We start from the raw sequence: 13954 nt of genomic DNA on the forward strand, positions 1-13954 counted from the left end.
TAAAGAGTAGGTCCAAGTTTAATCTGCCGTACCTGTACGGCTAACGGTATCCCAATCTTTAATAGTTACATTGCCCAATACGACGCCTGTTTTATGCACTGTAATCGTATAAGTATATTCTTTGCCAGGCTCGAATTGTTCGTTCGCCTGACTTGCCCAAGCATAGGTATCGTTACCTATCTCAAAGGTGAAGCGCACAGCTCCGGCCGTTGCGTAGGTAGCCGGAAGCACAATAGCTTCATAGGTTGATCCACTAGCTTTTACAAAGGGGCTTATATCCGCAGGGCCACTAGCTGCTCCCAGTGTCCCTGTGCTCAGGTCAATGCTCGACATGGTTTGCATACCCTTTATCTTAACTCCCATCGCGGACCAATCAGCGTTGGAAGCATCCAGACCAGTTCCTGCAGTAGGTTTGATAACCACTTTACTGAGCTTATGGTCAAAAACGAGTGGAACCTGAGTTCCGGAGCTTTTATTGAATCCATTCACGCCATTTGTTGCTTTGCTCCAAAGAAAATCAATTTTGCTCAGGTCATTTTGCGAGGAAACATCGATAGGCTGCACTGTCGACAAAGAAGCTGTGGGTACAAAAGGATAATACGCTACAAAATCCACTTTGCTGTCCGAAACAGGGTAATAAATCCCCTGTCCCGTTGCTGGAGCAAATACAGTCCCATTAAAGTTGTACTGGCGATTGCTGCTATTTTCGCTTATGGTCGTGGTCCCATGATTAACCATAAAAATACCGATCTGATCGCCCGAAGCCCATACTGTGCTCGCCCCCGAAGGGTTACTTGTTGCTTTAAGCTGACTAATTTGTCCACTGAAATTGATCACCTCATGTTCCACATCAGGTGTATCATTTTTGGCGCAGGCCCCGAGTAACAGGACTGCTGCCGAAAAGGCTGTTAACAATTGTGTTTTCATATTTAATTTTCACTTTTTAATTTATTAGTTATGACAATGTGATTTACGGCAATACGCTATGGTATTAAGACAAGCTTATTTTATCGATACTTTATTATACGAAATCCGATAAGGTAGGTCGAAGAAGAAACCAACGATTGTATTTTAGCCGCTGAGCGCGCATAAATCAAACCATTATTAAAGTTCCCCCCGCGCGCAAAGCGGTTAGTTGATGTAGCATCCGGAATGGATGGATCTACAACAGCTGTTTCCATTGTCGTTGCAGTAGACGGATAGGGACCATTGCTGAGACACCATTCTGCTACATTGCCATAGGTATCATACAATCCCCATCTATTGGGTTTCAAGGTACCAACAGCGGCACTTTTAAGCCCCGTCCCTTGCAGGTTAGTCCAAGCATAACTGTTGATTTGGGCAGGGTCATCGCCAAAAAACCAGCGATCTTCCGTACCTGCACGGCAGGCGTACTCCCATTGCGCTTCCGTCGGCAACGCCCCTCCTGCCCAGGCTGCATAAGCTTTGGCTCCCTCAAAAAATACAACCGCCATAGGCACATTTTCACTACCTGGTAATGCTTTCCATTTTCCATCTATGTAATGAGGCTGACTTACTAGATTTTGAAATACGGAAAAAGCGAGTACCATATTTCCATCGAGCGGGACATGTACAGAAAGTCCCCCTCCAACGATATTCATCGCATTTAGAAAATCAGCATACTCGGCAACGGTAACCTCATACCTGCTCATATAGAAACCTTTGGTCAATTTTACCCAATGCCGTGGCTTTTCATTCGCATCTGCATAGGGGTCAGTAGCTGGGCTACCCATTTGAAAAGTACCTGCAGGAATCCATACCGCTCGCCAGAGATTTTTGAGTTGAGGCACGTCTATCCGATGTGAGGTGCCCCCCAAAAGCTGTAAAGAGCTCTTCTGCTGCTGGATATAGGATTGACCCGATTGACTCAGAAATAAGCTCCGCTTCCCACCCTCAAGCATCTGAGCTGGCAAAAGTGCACGATAGGTAAACTTCGTTTCATAATCGGTATCATCGGGCTGCTCCACGCGATACATACGTACACTACTCTGCTGCCCGGATAGCGGGGTGAAAGTGCCGCTCGCTAGCGCCAAATGCCCATCACAAATAATATTCGTCAGGTTAACGACCATATCAACATCCGGACTAGAGGCTTTCGACGTTCCTGCTTCAAGCTCTACCTGTACCAAACTCAACAGATGTTTAAAATCAAGCTGCACCGTAGCGCCCAAGTTGATGGCTTCGGCTTTTGCAAACATCAGGTCACTCTGTTGAAAATCCGACCATATAGTTTGATCTTTCTTGACCGAGAAACTGATTGAAGCAGGATTTGTCAGCCCCGCACGATAAGGGTAATAAGCGTAAAAATCAAAACTGGTACCTGCCGGCCAATTGACGGCACCCGTCCATTTAGTACCGTTAAAAGACAATTTGGCATTAGCGATCAGGCTATTTCCAGCAGTTAATGGTTGACCCGCTGGCACAACAAAGATGCCTATCGTATCGCCAGCGCTAAAACTTGCGGTAAAATCGCTCGCAGACACTGGGGGAGTTAATGCCATATTACCGTTCGATTTACTGGACTGCAAAGTGGCTTTTGTCACATTTTTTTGATTATCATCAACTTTCGTGTTATTGATGATTCCAATCTGAAACGCCATATTCCCACGCCCCGAATTAGGATCAATGACAGCTAAATCTAATTTCTCCTGACAGGACATCAGCATAAAACAACACAGAAAAAATTGAAACAAATATTTTCTACTTAAAACTGTTATGAGGTTACTATACATAATTCGGTGCTATGTTGTATAAATTAAGGGTTAATAACAATGCGAAAACCTAGCATGTTACTGAAATAAGAAGCTTCTCTCAATGAACGGTAGGCAGCTCTCGTCTGAGTTGCTGTAAAACTCGCCATGTCATAACTTCCTCCTCGAAACGCATGATTCGCTTCTGCCTCGTTGGCCGGTCCCGGTCCAAGCAGTGCATCCGTTTGATTTTGTGCGCCAGGCGGGTAATCACCCGCAGAAAAACAATATTCTGCCACCAAACCATGCATATCATATAGCCCCCAAGGATTAGGCAACTTACTTCCAACGTCAAACTGTGAACTACCTTGATTATACCAAGCATAATTGGCCAACTGATTCTCATCATCACCAAAAGACCATCGCGTTGCTGTCCCCGAACGACAGGCATACTCCCATTGTGCCTCAGTAGGCAAGGTACCTCCAGCCCATTTCGCATAAGCCAAAGCCCCGTCAAACGTAAGTAACATCATAGGATAATGTTCAAAACCAGTCGGGGGAACCCATTTCGTCCCATTGTAGCGAGGTACATTATACTGATTATTAGCGACAAATCCCCTGACCCAATTCCCATTGAGCGGCACATTAGCGATATACCCGATGGAAGGTATGGTTACATTGCTCGCATTAATAAAATCACAGTAATCTTGAATTGTAACCAGATATTTGCTCATGTAAAATCCTTTTTCAAAACGCACCCAGTGTTGTGGCTTTTCATTGGCACTGGTATCTGTATCGGTATTGGGGCTTCCCATCAGAAAACTACCTTCGGGTATCCACACCAGGTCAGCAGCAACCGGCTCGGTCTCCGTAACCTGACCTATTGTTTGCCAATCGGTAATAGCTGCACGTTGCACTTCTATCTCTTTATTCTTAACGGTAATGGTATAATTATATTCCTTTCCTTGCTCAAATGCATCAGTTACCGGAAAAGTATAATGCATCTGTTGCGTTCCAAGTTGAATGGTTAACACCCGACCACCCGTTCCGGTATGAGGTAGCAGGATAGCCGAACGATTAGTTCCCACATGAATTGTGCCCGAGGCATTCGCATTGTGCAGGACTGCAGTCGCCAAATTGAAGGTAGCGTCGGAAGAAAAGCCTGCGAGAGAAATCTGCGCTGATGAGAGTACGACAGGAGAAACCCCCAAACCAGCAGTCAAGTTAAAGTTGATCTTGGAAAGCATATGCTTAAAATTGAGATCCACCTCCTCCTTGCTCTTCACAATTCCAATACTACTATTGCTATAAAGTAGATCTAAGCTCCTTAAATCATGTTGATCCAAAAGATCGATGGACAGTGTATTACCAGTTACTTGGCGATAGGGCGCATAAGCCACAATATCAACCTGCCCTGTAGTTGGATAATAAATCGGTTGGCCCGATAAAAAGAAAGCGGCTCCACCAGCACTATAGGTATATTTACGATTGTATTCCATGCCCAAGGACAGATTGCTTTGTCCACTCGCCATCATAAATAATCCCATCTCGTCACCATCGGCCCATACACTTGAATTACTCAGACCAGCATGGGCAGCTCGAACCCCTATTTTAAGTGAAATATCACTCATCTCCAGCGGTAAATTATCCGACTGCTTACAACTTAATAAGCTAAATACAGCAAGCAAAAAATATACTATTTTATACATCCTTTTCATATTTCAACATCATTTTCCAGCAAGGTACCCCCTAATTTCCATCGCCCTGACATGCAGCACACATCGCATTCCCCAAGTGTTGCGAACAATTTAATCTTAAGGCATAAGATCCAAAATGGCATTTAACTACAAGTCCAAAATTAGCTTAAAACCATCCTAACATCACAATTATAGGGGTGGACAGAAGGTGGACAATCCCTATACAGTGTCAATACAGTCTATCTCAGATAGTGAAAACCAAGTACATTATAATTTATTCACAACCTTTTCAAACAGACAAGGTCTTCCTGCTTAGGAAGACCTTGTTTGTTTGAAAAAAATGTGAGTCCGCTAATTATTTACAGGGATTCTGTAAACACCCCTTATCGCCGCCTTACCATCGGTGGTTAAGCCAGCCGAGGCCACAGCCGTTGCGCCATCAATTTTATAAACGGTAGACTTACCAGCACTACCCTCGGTATAATATACTTAACATAGTGCTCATTTGGTACAGATTAGCGATCCGGATTTAGTTGTTTTAGCTATAAAAGAATTACTTCCAGCAACAATTAAGTAAATTTCTTAATCAATATGTACCTGTTACTATTTACCAACTCGCAACCTGTTGCATAAACACAAAATATCTCCCCCCAAACCTTATCGCGAGATAAAAAATACAGGTATAAGAAAACAGGAAGAGCATCATGCTAAAGATCCGATTTTTTTTTATCTTTAATTAAATAACCTAAGCATGCTTACCACAATCCCAAAACCTAAAAAACCTTTAAAAGAGCAAAAAATACATCTTTTTTCCAGATTTCTACTCATCCTATTATGTATAGTCTGTTCGATCAGTAGTGCACAAGAAAGGGCCGTAAAAGCAATTGTACAAGGAAAGATTATACATTATGATCCTTTGATCCCCTTGAATATAACCCTGAATCGGCTGGGACTTTCTGCGATCACCATTTACCCCAAGGTCAACGATAAAGGTGATTTTTACGCGGAGGTGGATTTATATATACCTACGCAGGTTTGGTTAGGCTATCGGACGAATTTTAGCATTGTACTTCATCCCCAAGACAGTCTTTGGGTCTCTTTTGATGGTAATTCTGACCAAAGAAGTTCCCTTTTGCGCACAGTCAAATTTGCCGGAACTTCCGCCGTCACCAATACCCAGATCGCACAATTCCAAAATCTTTATTTTGCTAGTGAACTCTACGACCAAAATAAGAATTTTTATGCCGTAAAAAATTACGATCCCGTACAGTATATGCGATTCAACGATACCGTACGCCAAAAAGGCAAAGCGTTGTATGACGAGTTTGTCCATACCTATAGCCCAAATGCTGAAAGTAAAAATTGGGCTCTTTTTGAGACAGAAACTCCTTATTACGATAACATCCAGTTTTATTCCATAGATCACAAAAGAGCCAATAATCTAGGCCCCATGGATACCACCTTTGTTATCCCCATAGGATTTTACGACAAGTTGGCAAAGCGTCTTCCACTCGAAAAAAGCCATTTAATGAACACAAATGCGGTATCTACATTTTCCTCATTTTATGATTATTATATTAACGAAAGACGGAGATTTGAGGAAACAAGCGACGCAAATTGGGGAATTACACCAACTGGGGAACGGTTTGCGTCCACTACTATTGCTGACTCACTACAATTGCACGGGATAGTTAATTATGTGAGCGATCCGCTCTTACGCGAAATCATGCTGAGCCATCACTTTTCAAAAAGTTTTCGAAAACAGGATTTCAAAACCTACGAAAAATTTATTACAATTGTCACCCGACATATTACTTCCCCCTTTCTGCGGGATCCACTGCAGCAGGAATACCTTGCTACAAAAGCCCGAGTCGAGCATCCTGAACTCAATAGCCGTGCTATTCTAAAGGATATGCAATCCTCTCCGATCCAAGAGATCATGGAAGATATCTTACGAAGCAACAAGGGTAAAGTAATCTACGTCGATTTTTGGGCGACCTGGTGCGCCCCCTGCTTGAGTGAATTTCCCAACTCCAAACGAATAGAAGCCGATTTTCAGAACAAAAACGTTTCATTTGTATACCTCTGTCTTGATTCAGATCAGGACAAGTACAAGGCAACGGTTAGTAGCTATGATCTGGGCGGACAGCATTATTTCCTATCAGCCAAACAGAGCGGCTCCATTCGAGACCTATTCAAGGTCAGCGGCATACCATTTTACCTTTTGATAGACCGAGACGGCACAATTCTAGAAACAGGAAACCACCTGCGACCACTAACCGCAAAAGATAAAATCAATACGTTGCTCCAATAGCGGCAGATTTCGAGAACAGCTCATACGCCTGCTATTGGCCCAAAAGTTCCAGGGCCTTGATTATTTTACGATCCTTTTCCAGCACTGTGAGGTTGTCGTCTCCCACGACTTCAAAATCAGGCGAAATATAGGATTTATAAACTTTTAAATTCCTGTCCACCACATAATCTGTTGACAAGTTAATGCCCGCATGATCATTTATTTTAAACCCCTGCACCGCGGTTGTATAATTTGCGGTCTTTTCCCCTACAATAAACGTATTTTTTCGTCCAATAAAGGATATGGCAGTCATTTCACCCGCGCTTGCCGTATAGCAGCTGGTCAAAATAACCAATGGAACATCATTTGCAATCGGATAGATCAACGCTGATTTTCTGTCCAGCATATTTCCATCTATCAGCAACTTTCCCGCCTTAATTTCCCAGTCGCCTGTAGAATGATTACCAGCGTCCCTAAAACCTCCAAAGTGTACATTGTATCCGATAAACTCTTTCAGTCCGAGTAATATCGGATACATATTTCCTCCGGTATTTAATCTCAGGTCTATAATCCAGCCTTTAATTTCTGCTGAATTGATCCCATTGATATGGGTCACAATATCATCAGCGATACTATCAACTTTTTTAAACGCAAAATCACTGTTTCCAACTATTCGGAGATATTCTATTTTATGATCAATCACCTCACTAAACGTACTCTTCTCCGTGTTAAGCCTATTTTTCAGATAAACATTGGTCATCACATTAGGATTATTCCATCCGTAGGTTTTTCCTTTGAATTTAAGACCGCCATGATAATCGTTGAGCTGCCTAAATACGGCTTCATATAATGTTGCGGCTTCATCAATCGAGTTTAAATTTTGGGCTTTATTGTATAGTTCACGTTTAATAACCTCAAGGTTTTCTTTATGAATTGAATTGGCCGATATAAGTTCAATGGATTTATCAACAAATGATTTTACACTGTCATTTTTAAACGTTTGCGGAAACGCATATCTTGAAGAAAATAAAAGTAATAATAATAAAAACAATCTGGTCATCTTGGAATTTTTGTAGCAATAAACTTCCTTATACTCATCATATAACCCAAATGCAGGCCTTCATGAAAGTTGTTCCATTCGAAGGCATCCGTTATTGAAGTGAGACGGAAGCCCGTACCCGTTGTGCGTTGCTGATAGGTCACAAACTTTTTGTTGTTAAAATCACGGATGGTCGGTTCAATCTGTTCGAGGAGCAATCTTCTCAGCAGATCAGCTTCCTGCTGCGATACCGCTGCTGAAGGCTTTGTTCCGGATTGGTAGCTGTTGAAGATTTCCTCAGGGATATGTCCTTCTACCTCAGATCCGATATAGATTAATTTATGCTGTGTGGCAATGATGTGGCCAATATTCCAGATCAGGTTATTGCTGAAACCATCAGGAATGCGATTGAGCTGTTCCAGAGAATAGTTTTCAAAGAATTTGAGGTAAGCCATCCGACTCGTTTTCCATGCGCAAAAGAGTGATTCCATGTCCTGTTAACTGTCTGTGTTTTGTACGCAAAAATAAGCTGAATCTTTAAAACTGTCAAAGCTTATTTACGGCAATCGGATGCTATACATCAATTTCTTCCAATGGCACCTGAAGACGCTGATTCTTTTTTTATTGAACTTTTTGATTTGAGTATTGTTCAATTTGAAAGGAAATGGTTCAATTCTTAAAAAAGAAAGTATGAAAGCACAAATCGGACTCGTTATCACGGCAGTTGCCGGAGCAGCACTGCTCATTTACAGACACTGGAAACAGCGTTCTGTACAAGAATCAACAGAACAAACAGATCGCAAAGAGACGGGCAATCTAACGAACCCACCTTCTTGGTACCGCCCGCTTAACATGCCCGAAATCGACAGCATGGATATTGTATCGTTGCAATATGCCCCCGCCAGGGTATCGCCCGACAGAAATAATGCGGTGCAAGGGATCAACAAACACATTTCGTATTACCATAAAGGCAATAGACATCAATAAGGCAGTGATACGGAAACAGTTGCAGTTTAAGCGATTTCGATAGTTGAAAAAGTGCCCAAGGTCAGTATACAGCGCTGAACCGCGACAATAAATGCGCGCAGTTCCGCGTTCCAGTTAAATCGGTTCAGTCAGATCAAAAATAGGTGTCCTGATATCATTTGCATTGATTATATTTTATATTTTCAACAGGAATTTATACGGTTTTTTAATTTAGACATCCCAAAATCCGCTTCAATTTCAAAATTATCGACTAAATTGGGACACCTTAATTAATATGGGAGTTTAAAATATATGAAAAAAAATGCTTCCTGCATCAACAATTCAACGCAACGTACTGAAAACAAGAACAATGATTTAGATCTTTATCTAAAAGCATTGAATTCTGCCTATTCGGGTATTATAATTACAGACAATCTGCAGTATGATAATCCCATCATTTATTGCAATAAAGCTTTCGAAACCATCAGTGGTTATGCCCACGATGAAATTATTGGCCACAACTGCCGATTTTTACAGGCTCAGGACCGTTCGCAAGCCGAACGTAAGATTATCAAAGAATCCATTGAACGCGGCGAAGAATGTAAGATTGAAATTCGAAATTATCGTAAGGATGGAACGCTTTTTTGGAATGAACTTTTTATTTCACCCGTGAAGAATGAAGAAGGTCAGGTAACTCATTTTATTGGTGTTCAAAATGATATCAGTGATCGAAAAAAAGCGGAGCATGATCTTCGGGAAGAAAAGTCACATGTGGAGCTCAAAATACAGCAAAGAACCAAAGAACTGCAAGATAAAGAAAGTTTTCTGTCCAGTATTATTGAAACAGTACGAGAAAGTCTCTTGGTGCTCGACGCCAATTACATCGTCCTAAGCGCCAATAGACATTTTTTAAACTCATTTAAAGTCACCACAGAAGAAACGGTAGGAAATTTATTATTTGACCTCGGCAATCAGCAATGGGATATTTCTTCGTTAAAAGAGATGCTCACACAGATATTGCCTACCAATAACCCGGTTATCGATTATGAAGTAGACCATATCTTTCCTCATATCGGTCGAAAAGTCGTGCTGCTAAATGCTTATCGTATTGAGTTCGAGGGCCAGTATAAAGATAGGATCCTAATCGCCATCGAAGATATTACAGAAAAGAAGGAGCAGGATCGGCGTAAAGATGATTTCCTGTCCATTGCAAGCCACGAACTTAAGACACCCCTCACAACAATTAAGGGTCTCTTCCAGATCTTACAGCGATTGAGTGCCGAAAACACCGATCCGAAGTATGTCTCAACGTTAGATAAGATCACGGGTTATATCGATCGCTTGAACTTGCTGATAGCAAAACTCTTAGATACGTCTAAAATTCAATCTGGAAATCTTGAATTGCACATGGAGCCATTTGAGATCGATAAGACGATCCAAGATGCCGTTGAAAGCATGCGATTGGCGGCACCTGATTCTGACATCCACCTTACTGGAAATACGGGTAGTATCGTCGCGGGCGACGAGCTCCAGATTATTCAAGTGCTGAACAACCTGCTCTCCAATGCAATTAAATATTCACCCGAGTCGAAAAAAGTTGAAGTTAGTATCCACAAGGTAGCCAACTTTGTTAAAATCTCGGTACGTGATTATGGCATGGGCATAAGCTATCAGGATAGACAAAAAATTTTCGAACGATTTTTTCGTGTCAGCCATATACAGAAAAAGTTTCCGGGTTTAGGCATTGGGCTCTATGTTTCGCATGAGATTATCTTACACCACAAAGGAACACTGTGGGTCGAAAGCGAGCCGGGAGAAGGATCCACATTTAATTTTACATTACCCATTGTAATCAACAAATAAAGAATATGCAGCCTAAAAAGATAATGATCTGTGATGATGACCGAGGAATACTCGATATGCTGGAGCTTTTTTTAGAACTAGAAGGATTTAATGTCATATGCGAAATAAATAGCACGCATCTGACAAAGCAATTAATTTCGCATAAGCCAGACCTCTTGCTGCTGGACCTCTGGATGCCCATAATTTCAGGTGACCAGCTGATTAAAATTATCCGCAGTACACCCGAAATTAAAGAAACTCCTATCATTGTGCTATCAGCAAGCGTCGATGGACCTGAAATAGCAGGGAACTTAGGCGCAAATGGCTTTATCGCCAAACCCTTTGATTTAACCGATATCACCGATAAAATTAATAGCATACTGAAAAACTAGCCGGCAAGTACACGCTGACTAGGCACACATAAAAGCACTTTTTAAAAAAGTGCTTTTATGCAGCTGATGTGATCATTCAAAGCTAAACGCTTACGCTTGGCCCAATTTATCCACAAGAAGTAATAGATCGTCCAGTTCAAATGGTTTGGCCAAAAAAGCGTCGGCTCCACGCTCGGAAGCTATCTGCTTCCCACGCGAACTTGCAGACATCATGATCACTGGAATATTTCGATGTTTTTCCGAACTTCGGAGTTCACGAAGGATATCGTCACCTGACAGCCATGGCATTTCAATATCCAATAATATAATATCAGGCTCAATTTCTTCGACAGATGCAATAAGTTCTCTGCTTTTTGAAACTAAATAAACTTCTCTGAATTCATTCTTTAAAGCCAGCTCTAAAACGTTAAGGATGAAAGTTTCATCATCACAAACAACAATTTTCTTTTTCATTTTTTGATTGTTTAAAAACACCGCAATGATTGAAAAATATGGTCTTGTGGGGGGATTTAAAATATAGACCTAAGCTGGGCAGATAGTTGGTTACCAAACCGTTTATATAATCTTTCTTTGAGATTTTACAAGATAGACAATTTATTGATAAAAGTTTACGTTCCTTTGATTAAGATACTAAATGCATACGATCTGCTTCAGGCACATCTTTGAAGACGACTGAAAATGTAGTACCCACATCTAATTCGCTTTCTACATGAATAGTTGCGTTGAGCTTACTCGCAATTTGTTTAACAATGGACAGGCCAACCCCCGAACCCTCAAAGCCTTCTGAATTGGGCATTCGGGCAAAGATTTCAAAAATTTTGTCGCCCTCCTTCAAATCAATTCCGATTCCATTATCCTTGATATCATACCGGACCGTATTTCCCTGCCGCATGCTCTTAACGGACACCTGCGGGTTTTGCCTTTTGCTGCTGTATTTTATGGCATTGCCAACAAGGTTCAGAAACAATTGATAGATCAATGTTCTCTCCCCCAATACAGGCAGTGTTTCGCCCATTATAAATTCTAAATGCGGGACCTGGTATTGCTGTTTGCAATTTTCAACGATATTGACAATCTTGGACTTTGGATTAATTGGTTCGAACACAAAGTCGACATGATTTACCTTTGACATTTGGTAGACTCTATCCATCATATCCCGCATCAGCTGCGTCCCATCTAAGATATTTTTCATTGACTTTGCAAGCAGTTCCTCAGAGATGTCTTTTTTATGGAGCAACATTTGTGCAGTGAGCTGTATCGTCGTCAGCGGATTTTTAAGATCATGGGTCAGTGTGTAGCCAAAAGTATCAAGCGCATTATTAGAGCGCACCAGTTTCTTGTTCAATTCATCAATCTCTCCACCACGTTGTGCTACCGCTTGCTGAATAATTTGTGTAATATCCTCAATAAAAGCGAGTTCAGAAGATTGCCATTTTTCGGCTTTTCCTTTTGTAATTTTTTTCCATGCCTCGAATGACGAACGTGGCGAGGGAAAGGTGATCTTTCTATCTTCGTCAACCTGCATCACCTTTTCTGGCTTCCCTGCCCAGGTCTCTTCTATCAGGCGTTCTTTTCTAAAAACATATACGTACCAGTTATTTGCGGGCAGAATACTGATGCGTAGTACACCGGGAAACATTTCAACATCTTCGGAAGGACCATCCTCCTTAAATCTATCAGTCGCAAAAAACTCTGCAGTGGCTATTTTTTTATCAATTTCTCGGAGCATTTTTTTATCAGGCACCTCACCCACTATCATGATCGCACGATCACGTTTAATGAGTAGACCCTGCCCATTCATTACCTCCATAATACGCAGGGCATACTTTTCCAACACGTCATACAAGTCGCGCTTGACCAACAAATCACTTTTTAGATCATGCTTCAGCTGTGATAGATTTTTCTGAACTTTCACCTGTTTCTTCTGAAAATCTGCCAGATAATTGTTTACAGCGTATTGTGTAAGAAAAGTACATAGATGGCGCTGTGAAAGATCGACATGCATTGGCTCCCGATTCTGACAGGCTACAAGCCCCCAAAGCTCATCGTCCACGATAATGCTAAAACTTGCACTCCCCTTTACGCCGGCATTTTTAAGGTATTGTAAATGCATGGGTGAAAGCGCCCGAAGGCTGCAGCGTGTAAGATCCAGATCATCGGCACTACGCCCCATCAGCGGAATCGCTTCCGCATTGACATCCGCCGTATGGCGGGCATGAAAAATACGGTAAAGCTCGCGCGCCTGTGCAGGAATATCGAATTCCGGATAACGGTAATTCATCAAAGATTCCAGATCAGCGCTCCTGCTCTCTGCAATAACTTGTCCACTATTATCTTCCAAAAAGCGATATACCATCACCCGATCATAGTGAATAATGTCCTTAATCAATTCAGTCAATGCCTGCCAGCAAGAGTTGCCCCCGCTACGGTCATCTAAATGCTTGGCATAATAATATAATTTGGTGGTTTTGACAGCAAGCGGATTGCAGGTCTCTATTTCAAGATAAATTTTGCCATCATACCTATAGAGACTTAAAAAATAATCGTTAGCATGGATAGCTACACGATCGGCATACCTGGCAAACATGTTGTCTGAAACAGCATGTTCTATGCTCTCTCCACGAAGTTCAAAAGATGGAACAATCCGATGAAGAACATCGTCTACTGTCATGCCGAGTATTTCGGAGTAATCTTCACCTGCAATAGCTACACAGTTTTCACTTACCGCAATACACTTATCGTCTTCAAAGATAAATAAATACCCAAAAGACTGTATATTTCCACACAGGTGAATTTTTTCCTCATGACAATTGATTTCACGCATAAAGTTACTGATCTATTAAATAAAAATATGGTAAAATCAACAGAACTATCCTCCATCAATGCTATCATATGTTACTAAATTAGTAAAATATTCTGACCTATCGAAATTTGCATCTTTCACTTTAAACCCGAAGAAAAACGAACTAAATATCGACTGCTGGCCCGATTTTCGAGCTCTTTCATAAAATTCC

Annotated in this window: 11 protein-coding genes; 4 read left to right on the forward strand and 7 right to left on the reverse strand. The window is 41.5% G+C overall.

Annotation, left to right across the window (positions count from 1 at the left end; translation table 11 throughout):
* Positions 1–18: 18 nt before the first annotated feature.
* From B4Z47_RS16070 to B4Z47_RS16080, 3 genes are all read right to left on the reverse strand, one after another.
* The gene (locus B4Z47_RS16070; RefSeq protein WP_070566514.1) at positions 19–927 is read right to left on the reverse strand and encodes a fimbrillin family protein; all 909 of its coding nucleotides are present in this window, start codon (positions 925–927) and stop codon (positions 19–21) included.
* Between the two features lie 80 nt (positions 928–1007).
* A complete protein-coding gene (locus B4Z47_RS16075) occupies positions 1008–2714 on the reverse strand; it encodes an SUMF1/EgtB/PvdO family nonheme iron enzyme (protein ID WP_286727615.1) in 1707 nt (568 codons plus the stop codon).
* A gap of 62 nt (positions 2715–2776) precedes the next feature.
* On the reverse strand, positions 2777–4420 hold the full coding sequence (locus B4Z47_RS16080; protein ID WP_286727616.1) for a fimbrillin family protein: 1644 nt from the start codon (positions 4418–4420) through the stop codon (positions 2777–2779).
* 739 nt (positions 4421–5159) lie between these two features.
* Here B4Z47_RS16080 and B4Z47_RS16085 point away from each other — a divergent pair.
* Entirely contained in the window at positions 5160–6722 is a 1563-nt protein-coding gene (locus B4Z47_RS16085) for a TlpA family protein disulfide reductase (RefSeq protein WP_286727617.1), read from the forward strand.
* 31 nt (positions 6723–6753) lie between these two features.
* Here B4Z47_RS16085 and B4Z47_RS16090 read toward each other — a convergent pair whose 3' ends face one another.
* Positions 6754–7761 carry a S41 family peptidase gene (locus tag B4Z47_RS16090; protein WP_286727618.1) on the reverse strand — a complete coding sequence of 336 codons (1008 nt, stop codon included), beginning with the start codon at positions 7759–7761 and terminating at the stop codon, positions 6754–6756.
* Positions 7758–8231, reverse strand: a complete 474-nt coding sequence (locus tag B4Z47_RS16095; RefSeq protein ID WP_115048411.1) for a DinB family protein — start codon at positions 8229–8231, stop codon at positions 7758–7760. The genes B4Z47_RS16090 and B4Z47_RS16095 overlap by 4 nt, the downstream gene beginning before the upstream one ends.
* 199 nt (positions 8232–8430) lie before the next feature.
* Here B4Z47_RS16095 and B4Z47_RS16100 point away from each other — a divergent pair, with 199 nt between their 5' ends.
* The 3 genes from B4Z47_RS16100 (at position 8431) to B4Z47_RS16110 (ending at position 10940) form a co-directional block, all read left to right on the forward strand.
* Complete coding sequence (locus B4Z47_RS16100) at positions 8431–8727, forward strand: hypothetical protein (protein WP_286727619.1); 297 nt, start codon at positions 8431–8433, stop codon at positions 8725–8727.
* Between the two features lie 291 nt (positions 8728–9018).
* A complete protein-coding gene (locus B4Z47_RS16105; RefSeq protein WP_286727620.1) occupies positions 9019–10569 on the forward strand; it encodes a PAS domain-containing sensor histidine kinase in 1551 nt (516 codons plus the stop codon).
* 5 nt (positions 10570–10574) lie between these two features.
* Positions 10575–10940 carry a response regulator gene (locus tag B4Z47_RS16110; protein ID WP_286727621.1) on the forward strand — a complete coding sequence of 122 codons (366 nt, stop codon included), beginning with the start codon at positions 10575–10577 and terminating at the stop codon, positions 10938–10940.
* A gap of 90 nt (positions 10941–11030) precedes the next feature.
* On the opposite strand, the gene B4Z47_RS16115 is transcribed toward B4Z47_RS16110, so the two are convergent.
* Together B4Z47_RS16115 and B4Z47_RS16120 are read right to left on the reverse strand one after the other, a co-directional pair.
* On the reverse strand, positions 11031–11393 hold the full coding sequence (locus B4Z47_RS16115; RefSeq protein ID WP_286727622.1) for a response regulator: 363 nt from the start codon (positions 11391–11393) through the stop codon (positions 11031–11033).
* 169 nt (positions 11394–11562) lie between these two features.
* Positions 11563–13764 (reverse strand): ATP-binding protein, encoded by a 2202-nt coding sequence (locus tag B4Z47_RS16120; protein WP_115048401.1) that lies wholly within the window; start codon positions 13762–13764, stop codon positions 11563–11565.
* Positions 13765–13954: the final 190 nt, after the last annotated feature.

The sequence above is a fragment of the Sphingobacterium sp. UBA2610 genome, from assembly GCF_002339225.1.
GTDB lineage: Bacteria > Bacteroidota > Bacteroidia > Sphingobacteriales > Sphingobacteriaceae > Sphingobacterium > Sphingobacterium multivorum.